We start from the raw sequence: 21,618 nt of genomic DNA, 5'->3' as shown, positions 1-21,618 counted from the left end.
GGTCTCTCCAATCGTGTCCTCCTAAATATTTCATGATCATACAAAAGAATTCTATTGCTATTCTGCTATAAATTCCATACAATAAAGCATACTGTCTACTAAAATAATTACAAGGCTATTAGCCTTCTTTTTTTATCTGAAACGCTGGCTCTCATTCTATGAAAAGATGATGACTGGTTTGTTTGATCTTCTTATTTTCAGGGAAATAGATAGTATCTTTTGTGCTACTTTTTTATTTTTTGAATTAACGACAATTTTAAATATATATAATGGGTGATGTAAATGAACGGTAAAAAAACATTCTTAATCACTTCGGGTATTCTTTTATTCATCCTTGTGTTAGCAATTATTTTTATTAAATATCCTACTAGTAGTCCAGATCATGATGGAGCAACAATGGAGGAATCGGAACAAACGGATGATCAGGATATTGAAGAGGTTACAGAAGAAATAGAAGAGGAATTACAAGAGGAAGTGAATGAAAGCCACCACATAACAGACGAAATAAAGAAATCTTTTATTGAAATTATTGATGAAACAATAGATTTTTTCGTTAAAACAGAATTAGATATTGTTGCCATCGGTGATTCTTTGACAGAGGGTGTTGGAGATACAACAGATAACGGCGGTTATGTTGGTATTTTAAATGACAAACTTCATGTCTATAATAGTAAAACAACGCTTACGAATTACGGAAAACGCGGGAACCGATCAGATCAACTACTGAAACGATTGGAAGACGAAGAGATAAGCCAGTCCATGAAAGAAGCTGATATTGTTCTCATTACAATTGGCGCGAACGATATCATGAAAGTGTTACAAGATAATTTTATGAATTTGCGTGAAGAGCCTTTTAGGGAAGCGAGGAAGGATTACGTAATCCGACTTCGTACTATCTTTGATACGATCTTAGAACAAAATCCAGATGCCCATATTTTCTTAATCGGTTTTTACAATCCTTTTGAGCAATATTTTAGTGATATTAAAGAATTAGAAGTAATCCTTGATAATTGGAATCGCTCTGGTGAAGAGGTCACAAAAGAGTTCAAAGAAGTTGATTATATCCCTATGAAGGATCTATTTGAACAGGCTGATGAGAACCTATTGGCGGAAGACAATTTTCATCCGAATCCTAATGGATACGAAGTAATGGCAGCACGCATTTATAATCATCTACACTTATATATCGAACAAACGGAAGCCCAATTAGACCAGTCGGATGCAGAAGTTGAAGCAGGAGCAGAGCAACTAGATCCGGCTTCAGAACCGTTACAGAATGAATGAAACAAAGTAATTTTTTAGAAATGAAAGGTGACGAAATAATGATGGATAATCAAGGGAAAACACGCTTTAAGCAATGGAAACTTTTATTCTTAACCTTGTTAGGCCTTAATATATGTGTGTTCATTTCCCTATTGTTGCTTATCTTTTTCCCAACTTCCTCCGATGAGATCATACCTGAGAAAGAATACATTGAAGAGGAACCTGGAGCCGAATTTACCGTTCAATCTAGTAAGCAAAACTTAAACGAACTTGTAAACGGATATGTAGATAAGCTTCTAAAAGATGATGATGGGAATAAATATTCCGTTATATTGGATGAAGATGTGCAATTAATTGGCTCGATCAAGGCCTTTAATACCGATGTACCGATATCGATTCGCTTAGAGCCCATTGTGCAGGATAATGGCGACCTCATCTTAAAGCAAAAGGAAATTTCTTTAGGATTACTGCAGTTACCTAACGAGAGAGTCTTAAGTTACCTAAAAAAATCGTTACCAACCCCAGAGTGGGTAACGATCAACCCTAAAGAGGAAAATATATATGTGGAAGTAACGAAAATGGAGATGAAAAGTAATTTTAGAGTACGCGTACAGCAATTTAATCTTGCAGATGATAAGATTTCTTTTCGGATAAAAGTACCTAATAAAACACTCGGGTTGTAATCTTACCTTCACCCAAAAGGGTATTCACGCACTGCGTGAATACCCTTTTTATATAACAGTCAATTTCCAGAAACTTTGATTTCACCAATATCTGTTACTACCTCTAGCACTGGACCACCACTACCTATTTCTACAAATAAATCTTTACCCGTTGAGTCTTGAAAGCCGTTTATATTTTTCACACTGACATCTCCAATGTCACTTTGCAAATCTAACACAAAGTTGGTCGGTGACTCATGTAAGGATACATCAACATCTCCTATGTCAGACTGGATGTGGGTATTTCCTTTCAAAGCTAGCAAGTCTAATTCTACGCTTCCAGTATCCGTTTCAATCGTATATCCTCCCTGACCTGCAACAACATCAACATCTCCTACATTCGAATAAATTGATGCTTCTTCACTTTCTAGACGTTCTAGAGTAATGTCACCAACATCTGACCTAGCCATAAAATTCTTTACTGCCAATGCATTGATTGTCTGATCACCAACATTGGACCTTATGTCTACTGTTTCGTACATCTTTTCTGGGACTTTCACTTCCAAGTCTAATCCGCCGAATCCATTAAAGTTAAATAAGGATGGAATAGAAAAATCAAAATCCTTCTTACTTTCCACTGTAATAGATAGTATTTCATCCTGTTGCTCCACGTTAAAATTTAGATTCTGGTAGCTGGATTCAATAGCTTTTCCGCGAAGGTGTACTTCAATGTCTTTTCCGTCCGTGCTCGTAACTGTGACATCAGCCACGTCAACATCAATGTCAATACCGGTGATCTTACTACCTTCTATTGTCTTCGATTGGTCAACTGAATCCTTCTCCGATTCAAACGAAAATACTTGATGTCCAAAAGCGATCGTTCCAACTATACCAACAAGGAAACATACCAGTGCAACTAGTGCTACTTTTTTCATCACTTAATCTCCCCTAACGAAACGAACATTAAATTTAATATAAGAAACGAGTATGCGATACAAAAACTTACCAACATAGATCATACCGATTGTAATTAATACGCCTAAGCTAGATAGGCTTAGAATAATGAAAAATTCTCCTAGTATGCTTGTTGACTGTCCAAAAATAATAGAAGCAATCCAAGCAAGTGGGGTTAGTGAGAAACTAATGCCCACTGCTATAAATGCAAAATATGTGCCAATAACTGCAACGATTGGTCCTAACATAATGATTAGATTAAAAAACAGTAGTGCAATAGCTACTATAATTGCTCTTCCTACATTTGTTACAGAGGAAGAAGATTTTACTGTACCAGCGGCAGTATAGCCTACCACAGGTTCACTTGTCTTGAACTCTTTTAAAAAATCATTGGCAATTATTCTCGGACTACCTAACTCTAAAGCTACTTCTTCCTCTGTCTTATCATCAATGAATCCTAGTTGGAATTTATCTTCATAGGTTTGTAAAATTTCATTTTTTTCTTGATACGGTAATTTACGAAGATGGTATTCTAATTCCTTTAAAAATTGTGCTTTATTCACCGAAACCACCCCTCCTTTAATGGTACGTAACACATAAAATCCCTTTGCTGTTACGTATGTAAAATCCTAACTCTCCACCAACCCATGCTTATATGCATAGATCGCTGCTTGGGTTCGATCTTGCACCTCTAATTTACTGAGGATATTACTCACATGTACTTTTGTCGTTTTTAATGCGATAAACAATTCATCTGCAATATCTTGGTTCGTTTTACCGTCTGCAATTAATAATAAAATTTCCATTTCACGTGTTGTTAGCGTTTCGTGTAATTCTGTCACTTTTCGCTTTCGCATTTGTGATATAACTTTGTTGGTTACTTCCGCTTCAAATACGGATTCCCCATTATAGGTATCACGAATAGCATTCGCAATTACGCTTGCTTTGGATGTTTTTAAAATATAACTTGTAGCTCCAGCCTCTAATGCTGGGTACACTTTTTCATCATCAATAAAGCTTGTCACGATGAGTACCTTTGCTTCTGGCCAGGATTGAATGATTTGTTTCGTTGCTTCAATACCATCCATTTCATCCATTACTAAATCCATTAAAATAACATCTGGACGTAAATCCAATGCCAATTCCACTGCCTTTTTCCCATTTTCCGCCTCTGCGATTACATCAATATCAGGCTGGGTAGATAAAAAAGAACTTACACCAATCCGAACCATTTCATGATCATCAACAAACAATACTCTAATCATGCGCTTCATCCTCCGCATCTATAATTGGAACTCGTACTTCAAGCCGCGTACCTTTGTTTGGCACACTAATAATTCTTAACGTCGCACCGATCTCTGCCGCTCTTTCTTTCATGTTGGAAAGTCCATAAGAACTAGCTTGATGTTCTTCTACTTCAAATCCAACTCCATCATCTGCAACACGTAAGATAACAAAGTTGTCTCTTTGCATGAGTAAAATATCAAGGCTATGTGCTTTGGAGTGTCTTAGTGTATTCGATACAGATTCCTGTAATATTCGGAACAAATGGTCCTCCACACCTCGACTTAAGGATACTTGTTCAATCTCCCATTGAACTTCTATTGGAACCTTTTGTTTTAACTCCCCGAGTAACTGCTTCATGCCTTCTTTTAGTGTTTTATCTTTTAGTGGGACTGGTCGTAGGTGAAGTAGTAAAGCTCTCATTTCTAATTGAGCTTGCTGGATCATCGTTTCTACTTGTTTTAATTGCTTTGCAGTTATATCACTTTGATTGGGTAGCATTTCGTTAATGGCAGAAACCATCATCGAGGCTGCAAAAAGTTCCTGACTTACGGAATCATGAAGCTCTCTCGCCAAGCGATTTCGTTCTTGCGATACTACCTTTTCAATCTCTTCTTCTTGATTCTTCACACGTTCACTTATTAGATTTTGGCTACGTTTGGTTTGTTCAAGTATATAGTCCTTTACGCGTTTTAACTTATTAAAAATAGGAAGAAGTTCTGGATTCGTTGCTATGGGTCCTTCTAGTTTGGCATTCGTCCCTTGCTCTAACGTTCGAACAGCTTCTTCTATAATCTGGAGTTGTTTTTTCCAATAGAGACTAATGAATATACCAATCATTACTGCAAAAAGTACCGTTATGATTAAGATAATGATGACAAACGGGACTTCAAAAAGTTTTCTATACCATAACTCCCTCCAATGGTTGAAGGGAAACAAGGTAAATACAACAACCATGTTGAGTAACATAAATATAAAGAGGGTAAATAAACTTGCAAAAAGAGAGCGCCGAAAGATTCCATTCATCCTCTTTTCACCTCAAGCTTTCCAGTTAGGGTAGAGGTGAATAGCTTTACTTTCTGTTTGGATGATTGATAATCAGGCGATTCTAAATGAATAACTTGGTTCCACGTATTTTCAATCACATGGTCAAGTACTTCGATGGAGCCGACTAACACGGAGTGATTTACAGATACTTCCACATCATAAGGGACGATAATACGCACATTCCCGACGATACTGCGGACAATAATAACTGCTTCCTCTTTTGGTATAACCGTATAGGTTAGGTCAATAATGGTGTCTCCAATCGCATTTTGAATGTTAACATCTTGCCATTCATAAGCACGTTGTTGCGTAGACTGTCTTCCAAACCATTTATTAGCAAACAATCTTTTTTTGGAATGTAAAGATGCTTGTAGATCCTCTTTCACTTCAAAATCTGGTTGATAGTAAGAGGCTTCCTTGTTCGCTTTATACCATTTATATAAAAAGAAGACGACGATCGATACGAGTAAAAATTTAAATGCAAGTGTATTCATAATGGATAGCGCTAGTATGAAAACTCCAATCCAAAACATCGCTTTTCCGCGCGGCCTGTAATAGGACTGCTTACCAAAATATAATAACGCCGCCCCGATCGCAGAAAAGATAAGGAGTCCTTTTGCAATAAATATAAATTCAAATAAAAATAAAATTACAGTTACCACTAGAAAAATATCCACGATGTCCATCTTATTTTTACTCATAATCGGTCTCCTCTTTTTTCTTAATAGATTTAGTAGGACGAAGGACCAAAAGCGACTATCATCGCCTTTGACCCCTACCCCTTAAGATTACCATATTATTTGGCAGTAGCTACACTTTTTTCTAGTCCAGCAAGCCTTGCATCTAAGGTATGCAAACGGTAATCTGTCTTCACTTGTGTTTCTAATCTTTCAATGTAGCTTACCATTTCAGCAAACTTAGAAACACTCTTTTCTACTAAATCCGTTTGCAAGACTTTATTCATACCATTGTGCGCTCTTGCTACATTCTCTCTGGATCTTAATTCCAGGCGCTTTACGTAAAGGTCTTTTAACTTATGACGCATTTGCACATATTTCGATTCTAGCGTTTCAAGGTCATTTACCGTTTTATCGTTTAAATCTGTTAACTGTTCTACTCGTGTTTCATAATGCTTTACTTCTTCCATCGCTTGTTCATGCAACTCTTGCTCATTTGCTTCTAATGCTAGTTTAGCTTGACGCGTACGTTTTTCTAACATCACTCTCGCTTGATTTAACTCACGGGTAAACTCTTGTTTCATTGTGTATTGTTTTTCTACTAAGAACTTCATTTTCTTCACTTCATTTTCACACTCACGTACATATTGATTCAGGTGTGTAATTGGGTTCTTCTGCTCTTTCTGATCTAATACGCCATGAAAATCTGCTACAACCGTGTCTTTGATTCTAGTAAATAAATTTGCCATTGTTATTACTCCTTTATTATGATTATTTTTAGGTTGAAATCGATATATACGTTGTATGAGTTTTGCTCCTGAAGTGTTGATTCACCCTTCCTTTTGATGAAGGTCCAACCCGATGACATGCATAAAGTTATTCTTGTCTTTATGCATGTCATCGGATTGGAAGATGTTTTCGAGTCTCATACAAAATCTAGTTGGGGGTTACTTATTCGTCATTAGGAATTCATCTTCCGAGTAATGCTCTTTTCTGTCCTCTTTCCATTTCTTGTACGCATAGTACAAAATGACGAAGGAAGCAACACCGATTAACGCTGGTACATTTGATAGTGACAAAGATATACCGATTAGGATTACGAATCCCCAAAGGATCTTTTCTACCACTGAATCCGTCAAGATAAATTTTTTCACCGCATAGTACGATACAATAATGCTGACTGCCAGTAGAATCATGGGGCCTAGATTAGCTAGGATAATAATCCCGGCAACTACTGCTAGTGCAACGAGTAGGAATGTTTTCATTTTCACTCCCTCCTTTCTTGATACAATCATAATATTTATCCGGTTTCCGATTAACAGGCTAGCGCTATATTTTAGACTAAGACCTGAGGCTTATCTTGGTGTAGGTCTTGGTTTAGTGCGGTTGTTTATTGGGGGATTTGTATAAAGTGCGATGTAACTTAAACATCAAGAACTGGCGACAATGGCCATGCTAAGCGGACATTTTTTCCGCTATGTTTGCTAAAATGATCATTTTGAAACTTCTCGAGGACATTTTTTCCGCTATTTCTTCACTATGATGCATTCTTCTTACGTAATCTATGAAATAACGGAAAAAATGTCCGCCAGAAGGCTGGATCACTAAGAAATTACTAAGATAGCGGAAAAAATGTCCATTCAATTACTTTTTTAGACACAAAAAAAACTCGGCATGCAATATGCCAAGTTTAGCCAACTACCTTTTCATAACTTTGAATAATTTTATTAGTGCTTTCTTCATGAGATAAAAATGGATATTTGCTTAATTCACCTTGATACACCAATTGGAGTTGGTGCCAATCCATAAGGTCTTGCGGTTTGGTCAGGCAGGACGGTTTACTATTTTGATAGATCCCACATTCACTAAGGATTGTCGCAATAAATTGAGAACAGAAATATGCATTCTTTCTTTCTAACTCTTTATTTAGTGCTACCCCAAACAATCCTATAAAATTATAGCGATACTCATGCCTATGTTTTTCCATTTCTTTAATTCTGTAGAGCATCTGGTCGTAATCTGCCTCGGTTATTGTGAAGCTATACACCGCGCATCTCGCTTTGTGGAAAATTTTTGTCTGCAAATTCTCCCTTACAAATCCACCAATAAAAGGATTGTGCGGACGTTTTCTGCCAAAGCTATATACTTCTGTAAGCTCTAAATCAAATGCGATGGAAGCATGATTCAATGTTGTTTTTGTATATAGATTGATACATTTTGTAAGTAATGATCCAGTATCTGAAAACAAAAGGTAAACCTTTTTATTTCTCAATCTCATTCCCCCTTACCAACAAAAAACCCTTCACTTAATAAAGAACTTATTCGACGACATAAAAGTGTATTCTGCTATTTTGTATGTCAAATTGGAATCATAAATGTAAAAAAAAAGAAAAAATTCAACTTCTTAACTGTTTTAACTATATTATATACGATGGATAATGGCAAGGTATCTTTAAGTATAGTATTTTTATTATTCGAAATATTTTTAGCATATATTCTAGAAATTTATATGGATATGGAAATAAAAACACCCCTATTCATAACGTAGAATAAGGGTGTTAGAAGTAGCCTTATTTATTTTTCAATTTAGCCAGTGCTTCTGCCAAAGCAGGGTTAGTAAATTCTTCCTTGTCCTGTTTCTTAAGGTATTTATTCACATCATGCTTGGAAGCTTTGTTGTGCTTTTCTTTTTGTTTCCGTTTATTGAAAGTTGATAGCTTTTCGCGATGTCCACAACTACATGTAAAGGTTTGACCTTCTCCTTCGCCACGTAATTCCAACTTCTTATGACAATTTGGACAACGTGCATTGGTTTTCTTCGCAATATTTTTCTTTTCTCCACAAGATCGATCCTGGCAAACAAGCATACGTCCTTTTTTACCGTTCACTTCTAACATATGCTTTCCACATTCCGGACACTTAGTTCCCGTAATATTATCATGTTTAAAGGTAACATCGCTGCCCTTAATATCTTGGACAACCGTCATCGTGTATCCTTTTATTTCTTTAAGAAAGCTTTCCTTCTTTAACTTGCCATTGGAGATTGCCGCTAGTTTTTGCTCCCACTCAGCTGTCAAAGCCGGCGATCTTAATTCTTCTGGAACAAGCTCTAACAGCTGCTTTCCTTTTGAAGTTAAGTAAAGGTACTTCCCTCTTTTTTCCATGTAAAAAGTATTAAATAGTTTTTCTATAATGTCTGCTCGAGTGGCAACTGTTCCTAGACCACCCGTTTGTGACATTGTTTTGGTAAGGTGCTTGTCTTGTTGGTCCATGAATTTAACTGGGTTTTCCATCGCCTGTAGCAAACTACCTTCCGTGAAACGTTCTGGTGGTTGGGTTTGGCCATTTGTTAGCTTTAGCTTTAGATCAGTTAACTTATCACCTTTATTGAGGTTCGGTAATGTTTGGTCATTATCATCTTGATCATCATCAAAACGATTGTTATAAATAGCTTTCCATCCCTGTTTCTTTATATTTTTACCTCTGGCAGTAAAGGTTTCTTTTCCAATGTTTGCGATGATTGTAGTCTGTTCATATTCAAACGCGGGTGATAAAACTGCTAAGAATCGTTTTACAACTAGATCATAGATTTTGCGTTCTTTATCATCTAAATCAGATAAGATGACCGATTGTTCAGTAGGAATAATTGCATGGTGATCGGACACTTTCGTATCATCAACAAATGCTTTGTTTGCTTTTATCGGACTTTGGGCAATTTTTGTTGCAAAACTAGCATACTGATCGACACCGCAAGCATGCAAACGATCTTTTAACGTAGGAACAATATCCGTGGAAATATATCTCGAATCGGTCCTTGGATAGGTCAATACCTTATGTTGTTCATACAACTTTTGCATGATTGATAACGTTTGTTTCCCTGAATACCCAAACACCTTATTCGCTTCTCTTTGCAACTCGGTTAAATCGTATAATTGAGGTGCGTAGCTTTTCTTATATTTTTTATCAATATGCACTACAGTTGCTGGCATATTTTTCAACTCATCTACGAGGCTTGTTGCTTTTTCTTTTGAAAATAAACGTGTTTCCTTTTTATCGTTTTGCCATGTTAGTGTAAAACCTTTGTTTGTTTTGGCTTGGATGCCGTAAAAATCTCTTGGCTTAAACTGTTTAATTTCTTCTTCTCGTTTTGCAATCATCGCAAGTGTCGGTGTTTGCACACGACCACTTGAAAGCTGTGCATTAAACTTTGTTGTTAGCGCACGCGTTGCATTAAGGCCGACGTACCAGTCAGCTTCAGATCTTGCCACGGCTGATGCATATAGATTTTCGTAATGCTTTCCAGGTTTTAAATTTTTAAATCCGTCACGAATCGCTTTATCGGTAACAGATGAAATCCATAATCGTTTCACTGGTTTGTTGATCCGTGCTTTCTCAATAATCCAACGAGCTACTAATTCACCTTCACGACCTGCATCTGTTGCGATTACGACATCACTTACATCTTTTCTGGTTAATTGAGATTTCACCGCGCTGAACTGCTTACCCGTTTTTTTAATAACCACTAGTTTTAGATTCGGAGGCAGCATCGGCAAATCCTCTAGTTTCCACGTTTTATATTTATCATCATACGCTTCTGGGTCGGCCAAGGTAACAAGGTGACCCAGCGCCCATGTGACTATATATTTTGACCCCTCTAAGTAGCCATTACCTTTTTTGGAACAGTTTAATACTTTGGCAATATCTCTGGCTACAGACGGCTTCTCTGCTAATACGACTGTTTTACTCAATATCGAACATCCCTTTCTATTTCGCTCTTTCTACTTTATCATACTTTTGTTAGAAAACTTAAACACTGGCCTCAAGTGGGATATAAGAACCTCGCAATATACGGATTTGTTGCTAAATAAAGCGCATTTACGGCTTATCCATAGACTCCGCAGTAACTAATTTATTTTTTGGGGATTGGTGATAGGCCACCGCTACGGAAGAATGTTCCGCTTTCCACGGGCACGGCCTCAGCTAACTCAGAAGCGCACTTTGCTTCTGAGTTAGCTGAAGCCGTGCCTGCAAGAGGAATCTGAACTTAGAAAAATCAGGGGCTTGGGATTTTTCGTGATTCCTCCTCGGAAAGGGAGCCAATTGCACTTGCGGAGCGGCGTATTAGCTCTCATCTTTAACGGGTCAAAATGAGAAAATTAATGAATAAATGTTAAGTCGCATTTTCTATCAACTCTGAATTAAAATTATTCCCTTACAAAAAACCTGAGAGAAGAACTCTCAGGTTTTTGATGGCAACCATTAGGAATCAAAATCATAAAAACGTAATAAATCCCCGTAGACAATTTTATCTGAATAGTTTAATTCATTTTCCACTTGTTCTTTAATTGGTTTACATTTATTTTCGCCTTGGTCAGATGTTCCTAAGATGCCACTACCTTCTTTAGCAATCAACTCTCCTGTTGCGCGCTCATAGCATTGATCTTTTGTGTAAATATATTTTTCACTAATAAAGCTTCCATCACGTAAAGCGATAAAATCCTTTCGTGCTTCTTCACTAAACAAATCTGTTCCGAAAGCTATATCTTTTTCAATCTCAATACCTAATAAGTTTAACAAGGTTGGTTTTACATCTATTTGGCCTGCAACTTCAGATATCGTCTCACCTTCATGTCCAGGAATGTGAATGAGTAAAGGTACACGTTGTAGTTGGACATGATCATAATCATTAATTGTTTCCTTATCTAGATATTGGGACATTGCTTTATTATGGAAATTACTTATCCCATAATGATCTCCCATAATAATTAAAATCGAATCTTCATATATACCTGACTGCTTTAATTGTTGAATGAACTGCTCTAGTGCTTCATCCGTATAACGAACCGTTTGAAAATACTTATTTAAGGTGTTCGAGCTTGAATCAAAGCGATCAATGGATGCATCTTCTTCATCTAAGTCAAAAGGATAGTGATTCGTTAACGTAATAAACCGTGAATAGAAAGGTTGCGGAAGGGATTCTAAGTGTTCCATTGATTGTTCAAAGAAATCTTTATCTTTCATCCCCCAACCAACTGAATTTTCATCTGATATATCATAAGACTCTTCATCAAAGTACTTGTCATACCCAGTATTATCGTACATCACATCTCGATTCCAAAAACTCTTATTATTTGCATGAAAAACAGTAGAATAATAATCTTTTTCCCCTAATAGATTCGGTAAAGCATTGTACTCATTGTTTCCATGTGTAAAGTAAACCGCGCCTCTTGGCAATGGGTACAAAGAATTATCGATCATAAATTCGTGATCGGATGTTTTTCCCTGTTCTGTCTGATGATAAAAATTATCGAAGTAATAACTATCCTCTAGAAAATCATTTAAAAAAGGAGTAACTTCCTTGCCGTTTACTTTGTTGTTAATGACAAAGCTTTGAAAGGATTCAAGTGAAATAAGAATCACATTTTTTCCTTCTGCAACACCAAACAACTTGGAATTCTCTTTTTTCGGTTGGTTTTCTTGCACATATTCCTCAATCTCAGGCACTTCTTCCCCATTCGCAAAAACACGTTGGGTTTTCGTCTTGGACTGAAGCACTATATCATAAATGTGAAAGTTAAATACCCCAATGTTTTTCACTAAATATTCCCGATCAAATGCTCGTTGAAGCAATTGAGGACGTTCAATCTCTGCTAAACCGAGATTTAATATTAGTAGAGAAATGACTGTGATTAATGCCCTTTTTCTCACTCTTTTTTTATTTTCCGGTACGATAGCACCGACTCCACGTTTACTTAAATACCAAATAATTGCTACATCTAGAAAAATAAACAGATCAGTGACATAAATAAGTGCTAGAATACTAGATCCTAAATCAGCAGCATTACTTCCTTGGAACAATACCGGGATTGTAATAAAGTCTGTAAAATTCCGATAAAATATTAAATTAAAATAGAGAATAACGGTACCGACTAAGGCTGAATACCGAATAAATCCCATCTGGGTTTTCTTATTTTTAAATAAAACACTAATAGCAAATACAAAAAAGGCAGAAGCGAAAGGGTTTATAAATAAAATGATCTCTTGTAGCATATTCTCTATAGAAATGTTAAAAAGAAAGCGATATACAAGATACGTTTTTAATCCAAATAAAGCGCCTGCTATCGCATATAGCGGGATATTTCGCCTATCATAGTCCACGATGCTTCCTCCTATTCTTTAATTAAAAATAAAGGTGTTCAATTTCCATTTATATACCACTTATGTAAATATGTAAACCATTCTAAGCGAATTGTAAATAAAATGAAAACTGCATGTAAAGGTGTAATCTTTTGATATATGGAATAGTGTAACCTTGTTCAGTTGTGTGGGTATTATGCGGAGCTTAGTTTATTTAAATGAAAGCAGTTCAGTTAGTGGGAATGAACTACTTGTATCCTGTGATTTAGTTGCCTACTAAAATCGCGTAAAAATAGATGGCTTATCTTTGTGAATTGGCTCCCTACCCATTTTCTTAAACACGATGATGACCACGATTAAACCAATCACTTCTCCTAATGATGATGCAAGTGAACCATTTAATCCATTCCACTCTGGCACCATATTAACGAGAAATAGTAAAGCGATAACCACAGTAGTAAGATTTAAAACTTGCGCAATCAGTATTTTCTTAGTTTTTCTTCGTAACATAAAAAAGCCATTAATGAAATCCACCCAAGGAAAGATAAGTGTTTTTACAATAAATATCTGCAGGACAGTGATCGTTGCTCCCGCTAAGGCTTCATCAGCTCCCATCACAACACCCATAAACCAAGACCCAATTGGGGTAAAACAGAGAATACTAAGTAATATAGAAGGTATAAAGCTGATCACAATGGTAAACCTAGCTACCTTTTTACTATGCTTTTCATAAAATTGCAGGACTAATTGATGCGTGTACGAAAAGAAGCTTAATACCATTCCAGTAATACTAATCGCAAGTGCAAAGGAAGCTATAGCCAACTCCTTATCATTTGTTTTAGATAAAAATACATAAATAATAGGAACCAGCAAGGTTTGAGAAATGAAATAAAACAATAGCGGGAAATAAAACCGTGTTATTCCCTTCATTCTTAATTTGGATCGGTTCTTTTTTTTGTGATTAAGCAGTGACTGTCCTTTCCACACGCTAATGACCGATTCTACTGCCATACCAATTAAGAAAATCATCGCTCCAGTAAGGCTTGTGATATATCCAGACGCAACAAATAAATAAGAAACAATAAACATAGTTGCAAGTCTTACTACAACCATAATCGTTAACCACTTTGTTTTCTGCTCCCTAATAATTACTCCCTCGTAGATCCCTCTAATTCCAGAAAGGACCATAACGATGGATAGTATTTTAAATGTGTTTGATACCGTCTCAACCATATCAGATTCAGCATTAAACCATTGAACAAATACCCAATCCCCAATTGATGTGAAGCCTAAAATAAAACAGACAAGCAAAATAAAAGACATCACATAGAATAAAAATAGAAAAAGTACCTTAAACGACTTCTTATCCTTCACCAATGCAGAACAAGTTTGCCTAAAGATGATTAACGGTTTTTCAACAATTCCAAAGATAGCCATCGCAACCGCATAGCAGGCAATAATGAATGCAGCATTATCTCCTCTACTCATCGTCCCATTTATAATCACATGTGTAATAGCTGTTAAACTTGCTGAAAATCCTAAAGGAATAAAGAATGCCAATAGTTGATTATAGGAAAGATGTTCCTTACTTCGCAACGTCTATTCCGCCTTTCGAATTCACTCTCTTTATTGCTAACGTTAAGAAGTTATTGTACATCATGCTCTAGTTTTTATTCCTTATTCGTTGGATATCTCTACTTAACTTCACTAATATACAATAGAATTATTTTTCTGGGCGCATCTCTATAATTCGAACACATCCTACCTCTTTATTAGCACTTACATTTAACTTGTCATCTTTGGATTGATAAGTTAAATACATATCATTAAAAATGCAAAATACTTTTTGGCATGTTTTTTGTCGTTATTCGTGCAGCATAAGGACTGAAGTAATTGATTTCAATATCTCCCAGAATAAGCACTCACCACTTCCTCAATACCGAATTTATATCATATGGTATATTCACCCATTTAGGTGGAAATACTTGGATAACTATTATACACACAAGGATGATTTCATTGATAAAATCTGATAAGAACTTATTTATAGCAGCTTTTGTTCTTGGGTTAGGCCTACTTGGAGCAATTGATGGCATTGTATTTCACCAATTATTGCAGTGGCATCATATGATTGTTAGTCCGAATATAAAGCTCGAAATTATAACAGATGGATTGTTTACCGCAGCCTTTACAACCTTGCTTATCTGGGGTGGAGTGAAAATTTTTAAAGATGCTCGAAAAAATGAGCTTGGTGGTAGCTGGAGGGTTTTCTTCGGTGGCATCTTTATTGGTGGCGGTGTTTTTAATCTCGTAGAAGGAATCATAGACCATCACATCCTTCAGGTACATCGAGTGAAGCCTATGGCGGAAAACCCTTTACTGTGGGATTTAGCCTTTTTAGCGTCGGGTGTTTTACTAATCATCATTGGTTACGCCATCATGCGGATGTACAAAAGCACGAGGAACTATTCATGAGAAAACTAGTGGAGTTCACCTGTTTTTCTCTATTGTTTATAGGTCTATTTTTTTATTTTATCCATCAACATCCAGATATTAATGCAATTGTTGCCCCAGAGAAATACAATGCAACAAAGATGAATCATCATGCCGGAATGATTTATCAAGGATCAGCAGACGTGCCTGATTCGCTAAGTGTCGCGGATGATCCTACGTTTCCCATTGGCACCCAAGCTATTAGTATAGCCGACCATATGGGAGGGATGATGGATAACATCGACGTTACCATTGTTGGTGCTTATGAAACTACTGCTTACGCTACTACATTTACTTCTGCAATGAACGGGGAAGTAGTACAAAACCATAAATGGATTGTCCATGAGGAATTAGTTGGAGTAGGAGACGAAATTTTGTCACCAGGGACTAAGGTGGTCACTACCGCTGCACATATGATGGGTATGAAAGAAGCAACGCATACGATCAACTTTTCTGAAACAACAACGGTATATATGGTAGACTTCTTCGCAAGTAACGGACAACAAGTTACCAATCATAAGTGGGTAACAGAAGAAGAATTGCGGTGAATTGTCTAGAAAAACGAAACATTGAAAAACATTCTTTCTCTTCTTCGTTCGTATTTTGGTATAGTGAGTATTAAAGAGATAACATGATAAAGTATGGAATGAGGGAGATTAATGAAAATTGTTTCACCAAAAATTACAGAGGATTTACCTATAAAGCATTTCAATGATATTTTTAGCGAAGAAGATCTTGAACTAGAAATGTGCGAAGTGATTGATTCTATATTTGAAAACGAAACATTGGAAAGAGTGCGGTTATCCAATATGGTTATTAAAAATTGTAGCTTCTACAATACTGATTTTGGCCATATGGATCTGACAGATGTAAGGTTTGAGAATTGCGATTTTTCTAATGCGAACTTAAGAAAGTCTTCCATTCATCGCGTAACCTTTCAAAAGTGCAAATTATTAGGGGTGGATTTTACAGAGTCTCGCTTTGGCAATGTATCTTTCCATGATTCTAAATTGAACCTAGCAGCATTTGGGGAATCTAAGGTAGAAAAAGTACTATTTGAAGAGAATACACTAGAAAGTGCAGATTTTTATGAATGTAAATTTAAATCCATTGAATTTCAATATTGCAATTTAAATGATGCTAGCTTTGAACAAACATCGCTAAAAGGAATAGATATGAGCACGTCAACATTTGAAACACTTCGCGTATCTCTGCAAGATTTAAAAGGGTGTAAAGTATCTACTTTACAAGCCCTTCAGTTTGCGAGTCTACTGGGGCTTATTATAAAAGAATAGATGCTAACCATTACTTCTCTATGACTTAGGAACCTATCTAAAGTATTTTATCAACGAAGCGGCATTTATCTAACAAGCATATTCACATTCATTAAAAAGTCTTGTAAAAGTGTATTACTTTTACAAGACTTCTTTAGCCCTATTACTAGTTAGATTGATTTTAAGATAGCATCTGCAGTTGCTTTTGCGTCTCCAAAACACATACTGGTATTCTCTTTAAAAAACAGTGGATTTTGTACCCCAGCATAGCCAACACCCATCGAGCGTTTTAGCACAACAACGTTTCTTGCTTTCCACACTTCCAAAACTGGCATTCCACCAATCGGGCCATTTGGATCTTCTTGCGCAGAAGGATTGACTGTATCATTGGCTCCGATGACGAGCACTGTATCTGTAGCAGGGAAATCTTCATTAATCTCATCCATTTCCAATACAATATCATAGGGCACATTCGCTTCTGCTAAGAGCACATTCATATGACCTGGCAAACGTCCGGCAACTGGATGAATAGCGAAGCGAACTTCAATACCTTGATCACGGAGTTTTTTTGTCATTTCTGCAATCGGATATTGCGCTTGGGCTACGGCCATCCCATACCCTGGTGTAATAACAACTGAGCTAGACTCTTTTAGCATTTCCGCTACATCTTCTGCACTGATTTCACGGTGTTCACCTTCTTCACCACTGGCAGTTGCACTCGCACCAGAATCACCAAACCCTCCGGCAATCACAGAGATAAATGATCGGTTCATTCCTTTACACATCACATAAGATAAAATCCAACCAGACGATCCAACTAAAGCTCCCGTGATGATTAACAAATCATTGGAAAGCATGAATCCAGCTGAAGCTGCTGCCCATCCAGATAAGGAGTTTAACATCGAAATAACAACCGGCATGTCCGCTCCACCAATCGACATCACCATTTGCCATCCCATAAATAGAGCAATCGCAGTCATGATGCTAAGATAAATTAGAGCGTTTTGTGATCCTCCATCAATAATAAATAAAAACATAAGTACAACAGCTGCTACGATCAAGATTAAGTTAATCGTTCCCTTGAATGCATAAGAAAGCGGTTTTGATTTAATCATTCCATGCAATTTTCCAAAAGCGACAATAGATCCAGTAAAGGTTATCGCACCAATTAATACACCAAGATATATTTCCGTCAATTCAATATTTAAATGAACATCACGTACTGGCTCATGTGTCAAAATTTCGATAAAACTATTAAAACCAACTAATACAGCAGCTAAGCCGACAAAGCTATGTAAAGCGGCGATTAGTTCTGGCATTTCAGTCATTTTAACTCTTCTTGCTAAAATAGTACCAATCAGGGCACCAGCGACTACCGCTACTAAGATGTAGATCCAAGCCTCGAGATCAAGGTCTACACTTAAGACGGTTGCGACGATCGCAATCGCCATGCCAATAATCCCACACACGTTTCCATTCTTAGCAGTTTCTTGTTTCGATAGACCAGCTAAGCTTAGGATAAATAGGATACCTGCTATGATATACGCTACTGTAACTAACCCTTGAGACATTCCTTACACCCCCTGATCTTTTCTAAACATCTTTAACATACGGTGGGTAACCGTAAATCCACCAAATACATTTATAGATGCTATGAAAATACCGATGAATGATAAAATTTTAACTATGGCTATGTCACTGTTTATCTGCAATAACGCCCCTACTACGATAATACCTGAGACTGCGTTCGTAACGGACATTAGCGGTGTATGCAAGGCGTGCGTTACTTTCCAAATCACGTAATAGCCAACAACGATCGCAAGTGCAAAAACGGTGAAGTGCGATAAAAACTCTGGTGGTGATACTTGACCAATCCATCCGAATAAAATAATAGCAGCTATTCCGAAAGCATATTTCAGTCCAGATAGGTTTTTTGACTCTTCGGTATTTGTTTCTATCTCTGCTTGATTTGTTTGTTTTTTTACAGGTGCAGCAGACACGCTTATTTCAGGCGGTGGAAATGTTACATTGCCTTGTCTGGTGACCGTCATGTTGCGTATAATGACATCCTCAAAATCAATGTCAATGTTTCCGTCTTTTTCTTTACATAACAATTTTGTTAGGTTAACCAAGTTTGTTGCGTACATATCTGATGCTTGTGCTGGCATCCGACCCGGTAGATCAGTGTAACCAATAATTTTTACACCAGATTCTGTCACAACTAATTCATTTGGAACGGTGTACTCGCAATTACCCCCTGTTGAGGCAGCTAAGTCGACGATTACCGAACCTGGCTTCATGCTATCAACCATGTCTTTCGTTATAAGCTTCGGTGCTGGTTTCCCCTGAATTAATGCGGTTGTGATGATAATATCAACTTCTTTTGCTTGTGCTGCAAACAATTCCATCTCTGCTTTAACAAAAGCTTCAGACATTTCCTTTGCATAGCCGGATGCAGTAGATCCATCTTCATCGAAATCTAGCTTTAAAAACTGTCCACCCATGGATTCAATTTGTTCAGCAACTTCAGCACGTGTATCAAATGCTCGAACGATCGCTCCAAGCGATTTACCAGCACCAATGGCAGCGAGACCTGCTACCCCGGCACCAATAACTAAGATTTTTGCAGGCGGCACTTTACCTGCTGCCGTTATCTGTCCATTTAGAAAGCGACCAAAGGCATGTGTTGCCTCCATAACCGCACGATATCCTCCAATGTTTGCCATAGATGATAACACATCAACAGCTTGTGCCCGAGAAATTCTCGGCACCATATCCATGGCTAACACATTGATTTTTTTCTCAGTGAGACTTTTTATTATTTCTGGGTTTTGGCGTGGATAAATAAAGCTAACTATCGTTGCGCCTTCTTTCATTTTGGCGATCTCTTCCTCGTTTGGCGAATTTAATTTGTAAATGATGTCCGATTGCCAAACGTCTGCATCAGTTGTGACGATCGCTCCTGCTGTCTTGTATTGTTCATCTGTGAAACTTGCCTGCTCACCGGCTCCTTGTTCCACCGAGACATCAAAGCCGAACTTTTTAAGTTGTTCGACAGTTTTAGGAATTGCTGCAACGCGGGTTTCACCGGCGTAGCTTTCCTTTGGTATGCCTATTTTCATCGTAGTGCTCCTTCCTGCTTTATTTAATTATGTGAAGTATTTCACAAGTTTATGTATTGATATTCTCTTGATGTCTGTTTGTTTGGAACTGAATTTCCTTTTCATTATTTAGTTATAAATATGTTTATAAAATCAGTATATGCAATCTTAGTGTATTTTCATATGGACAATTTATGTCTATATGTAAAATATGGGTGAAATTCATAATTTTCACTCGCTATACTGGTGTATAAAGTACTTCATTCAATTTGCCTCTTGATTTCTTCGTTCATCCTATCAAGTTCATAATAAGTGTTTTTTCCACCTCTAACACAATGGAAGTTATTCATTAGCAATCTACTTATGGAACGATCAGAGATTGTTTGATTACACCAATCATAAATACTGCTTTTTGTTAATTTTTTCTGAGAGAAGAGGTTCTGAAATTCTTGTATCGTTCTTAACACACCTTTGTCTAATCCTTCCACGTGGTTACATGTAGGACATTTTAAAATAGCTCTATTAATTTTATTTATCTGTTGCCCACAAACTCGACACAACACACCCTTTTTTAAATCTTCATATTTATATGAAGGAACATTGGAAAAAGGGGATGGATGGATATGCATGTCCAACAATTTTTGGGCTAGTTTCATGTGTCTATGATTTGGATGTTGTGGTTGTTTTTTTAATTTTTCGAAAAAGTGATTTAATTGGGGATGATAAATGATTGGGAGATCAGGTTTAGCTTGATAAAGAAAAAATTCAGGGTTGATAAATATTAAATATGATTCGATATGGAGGTTACTATTACATGTTTGGAGTAGTTGCCTAAGTAGTGTTTCACTTCGTCTTACCTGAATCATGGGATTTTTCACTTCGGTCCCAGACCTTGTGAACCATCGATCACCTTCAACGAAATAGTCACCTTCGTGATTCTTGACTTCAAACATATATACTTTAGGATGTCTGATCATTAAGGAGTCAATTTGGAACTTAGTATTATTATGTTCGAGCAACAAGTCATTAAGAATTAATCCACCGGTTGGACGAGTCTCTAACCATTCATCAAATTTACATTCTCCTTGGTAGCCCCTTTCTAAACTTAAGTAGTATTGCTCCTCTTTTTCCGATAAATCCATGCGCTGACTGAGATATCTAAAAGTTAATAGTTCATCTGATTCACTTCTTGTTTTCAATAACATATATCCCATCCTTTCTTATTTAATAATACTATAATCGAAATCGACAATATTTTACAACTAATAAACGAAAAGAACGCAATCCATTTTTCTTTGGATGCGTTCTTTTCGTTTATATTCCACCAAAAAATTTCTTGAACTTCTCTAATTCCTCTTTACTATAATTCTTTGTTTTATCAAAGTATGGATTGTCTTCTGTCGGATCTTTAGGATCTAATTTTGAGTTCATTGAAAAACTCGGTTTTTGATTTCCTTCTGCAATAACACGATCGTCTAAGTCTTCAAATTTAGGCATATTATCATTATATTCATTAGCCATGCCACACACCTCCTCATAGTTGTTATGTTTTGCAGATATATCCATATTTACTCATTAAATCTTGACGCACTTTTTTGAGGGAAGGATTTTATTACTACGTCTATGTATTTATGGCATAACGTTGCTGATTATTTGGGTGTGCTAGAACTTGTAGCATGACTTTCCATTTAATCTTACGCGTTAGTTTATAGTTCTTGATCTGACG

The 21,618-nt window shown here is 36.7% G+C and carries 20 protein-coding genes; 5 read left to right on the top strand and 15 right to left on the bottom strand.

The features are described 5' to 3' along the window. Window positions 1-282 precede the first annotated feature (282 nt). Both NYQ66_RS20980 and NYQ66_RS20975 read left to right on the top strand, forming a co-directional pair. A complete protein-coding gene (locus NYQ66_RS20980; RefSeq protein WP_259872369.1) occupies window positions 283-1,284 on the top strand; it encodes an SGNH/GDSL hydrolase family protein in 1,002 nt (333 codons plus the stop codon). Window positions 1,285-1,322: 38 nt separating this feature from the next. Then, complete coding sequence (locus NYQ66_RS20975; protein WP_259872368.1) at window positions 1,323-1,946, top strand: YpmS family protein; 624 nt, start codon at window positions 1,323-1,325, stop codon at window positions 1,944-1,946. A gap of 59 nt (window positions 1,947-2,005) precedes the next feature. On the opposite strand, the gene NYQ66_RS20970 is transcribed toward NYQ66_RS20975, so the two are convergent. The 11 genes from NYQ66_RS20970 to NYQ66_RS20920 all read right to left on the bottom strand — a co-directional run bounded on the left by NYQ66_RS20970 (window position 2,006) and on the right by NYQ66_RS20920 (window position 14,620). Then, window positions 2,006-2,860: a DUF4097 domain-containing protein gene (locus NYQ66_RS20970; RefSeq protein ID WP_259872367.1), complete on the bottom strand. Its 855-nt coding sequence runs from the start codon at window positions 2,858-2,860 to the stop codon at window positions 2,006-2,008. A gap of 3 nt (window positions 2,861-2,863) precedes the next feature. After that, window positions 2,864-3,442 carry a DUF1700 domain-containing protein gene (locus tag NYQ66_RS20965; RefSeq protein ID WP_259872363.1) on the bottom strand — a complete coding sequence of 193 codons (579 nt, stop codon included), beginning with the start codon at window positions 3,440-3,442 and terminating at the stop codon, window positions 2,864-2,866. A 66-nt stretch (window positions 3,443-3,508) separates the two neighbouring features. Beyond that, a complete protein-coding gene (locus tag NYQ66_RS20960) occupies window positions 3,509-4,144 on the bottom strand; it encodes a response regulator transcription factor (RefSeq protein ID WP_259872362.1) in 636 nt (211 codons plus the stop codon). Further along, the gene (locus NYQ66_RS20955; RefSeq protein ID WP_259872361.1) at window positions 4,137-5,189 is read right to left on the bottom strand and encodes a sensor histidine kinase; all 1,053 of its coding nucleotides are present in this window, start codon (window positions 5,187-5,189) and stop codon (window positions 4,137-4,139) included. The genes NYQ66_RS20960 and NYQ66_RS20955 overlap by 8 nt, the downstream gene beginning before the upstream one ends. Next, complete coding sequence (gene liaF, locus NYQ66_RS20950; protein WP_259872359.1) at window positions 5,186-5,911, bottom strand: cell wall-active antibiotics response protein LiaF; 726 nt, start codon at window positions 5,909-5,911, stop codon at window positions 5,186-5,188. The genes NYQ66_RS20955 and liaF overlap by 4 nt, the downstream gene beginning before the upstream one ends. Before the next feature lie 95 nt (window positions 5,912-6,006). Then, complete coding sequence (locus tag NYQ66_RS20945; protein ID WP_259872358.1) at window positions 6,007-6,636, bottom strand: PspA/IM30 family protein; 630 nt, start codon at window positions 6,634-6,636, stop codon at window positions 6,007-6,009. Between the two features lie 198 nt (window positions 6,637-6,834). Continuing rightward, window positions 6,835-7,152, bottom strand: coding sequence for a lmo0954 family membrane protein (locus tag NYQ66_RS20940; RefSeq protein ID WP_259872357.1), 318 nt, complete (start codon window positions 7,150-7,152; stop codon window positions 6,835-6,837). 425 nt (window positions 7,153-7,577) lie between these two features. Next, window positions 7,578-8,159, bottom strand: coding sequence for a hypothetical protein (locus NYQ66_RS20935; protein ID WP_259872356.1), 582 nt, complete (start codon window positions 8,157-8,159; stop codon window positions 7,578-7,580). A 298-nt stretch (window positions 8,160-8,457) separates the two neighbouring features. Further along, complete coding sequence (locus tag NYQ66_RS20930) at window positions 8,458-10,635, bottom strand: DNA topoisomerase III (RefSeq protein WP_259872355.1); 2,178 nt, start codon at window positions 10,633-10,635, stop codon at window positions 8,458-8,460. 511 nt (window positions 10,636-11,146) lie between these two features. Further along, window positions 11,147-13,045, bottom strand: a complete 1,899-nt coding sequence (locus NYQ66_RS20925; RefSeq protein ID WP_259872354.1) for an LTA synthase family protein — start codon at window positions 13,043-13,045, stop codon at window positions 11,147-11,149. A 255-nt stretch (window positions 13,046-13,300) separates the two neighbouring features. Continuing rightward, window positions 13,301-14,620 (bottom strand): multi antimicrobial extrusion protein MatE, encoded by a 1,320-nt coding sequence (locus NYQ66_RS20920; protein WP_259872353.1) that lies wholly within the window; start codon window positions 14,618-14,620, stop codon window positions 13,301-13,303. A 423-nt stretch (window positions 14,621-15,043) separates the two neighbouring features. Here NYQ66_RS20920 and NYQ66_RS20915 point away from each other — a divergent pair, with 423 nt between their 5' ends. The 3 genes from NYQ66_RS20915 to NYQ66_RS20905 all read left to right on the top strand — a co-directional run bounded on the left by NYQ66_RS20915 (window position 15,044) and on the right by NYQ66_RS20905 (window position 16,812). After that, on the top strand, window positions 15,044-15,499 hold the full coding sequence (locus NYQ66_RS20915) for a DUF2243 domain-containing protein (RefSeq protein WP_407652133.1): 456 nt from the start codon (window positions 15,044-15,046) through the stop codon (window positions 15,497-15,499). Further along, complete coding sequence (locus NYQ66_RS20910) at window positions 15,496-16,065, top strand: YdhK family protein (RefSeq protein WP_259872351.1); 570 nt, start codon at window positions 15,496-15,498, stop codon at window positions 16,063-16,065. Before NYQ66_RS20915 ends, NYQ66_RS20910 begins: the two co-directional genes overlap by 4 nt. Before the next feature lie 111 nt (window positions 16,066-16,176). Continuing rightward, on the top strand, window positions 16,177-16,812 hold the full coding sequence (locus tag NYQ66_RS20905) for a pentapeptide repeat-containing protein (protein WP_259872350.1): 636 nt from the start codon (window positions 16,177-16,179) through the stop codon (window positions 16,810-16,812). Window positions 16,813-16,961: 149 nt separating this feature from the next. On the opposite strand, the gene pntB is transcribed toward NYQ66_RS20905, so the two are convergent. From pntB to NYQ66_RS20885, 4 genes are all read right to left on the bottom strand, one after another. Beyond that, window positions 16,962-18,362: a Re/Si-specific NAD(P)(+) transhydrogenase subunit beta gene (gene pntB / locus NYQ66_RS20900; RefSeq protein ID WP_259872348.1), complete on the bottom strand. Its 1,401-nt coding sequence runs from the start codon at window positions 18,360-18,362 to the stop codon at window positions 16,962-16,964. 3 nt (window positions 18,363-18,365) lie between these two features. After that, window positions 18,366-19,913, bottom strand: coding sequence for a Re/Si-specific NAD(P)(+) transhydrogenase subunit alpha (locus NYQ66_RS20895; protein WP_259872347.1), 1,548 nt, complete (start codon window positions 19,911-19,913; stop codon window positions 18,366-18,368). A gap of 239 nt (window positions 19,914-20,152) precedes the next feature. Further along, complete coding sequence (locus tag NYQ66_RS20890) at window positions 20,153-21,097, bottom strand: nuclease-related domain-containing protein (RefSeq protein ID WP_259872346.1); 945 nt, start codon at window positions 21,095-21,097, stop codon at window positions 20,153-20,155. A 109-nt stretch (window positions 21,098-21,206) separates the two neighbouring features. After that, on the bottom strand, window positions 21,207-21,413 hold the full coding sequence (locus NYQ66_RS20885) for a hypothetical protein (protein ID WP_259872344.1): 207 nt from the start codon (window positions 21,411-21,413) through the stop codon (window positions 21,207-21,209). Window positions 21,414-21,618: the final 205 nt, after the last annotated feature.

The organism is Aquibacillus koreensis, from assembly GCF_025154055.1.
Lineage (GTDB): Bacteria > Bacillota > Bacilli > Bacillales > Amphibacillaceae > Aquibacillus_C > Aquibacillus_C koreensis.
Note: the sequence above shows the minus strand (reverse complement) of the source record. Positions and strands in the feature narration are given on the sequence as shown.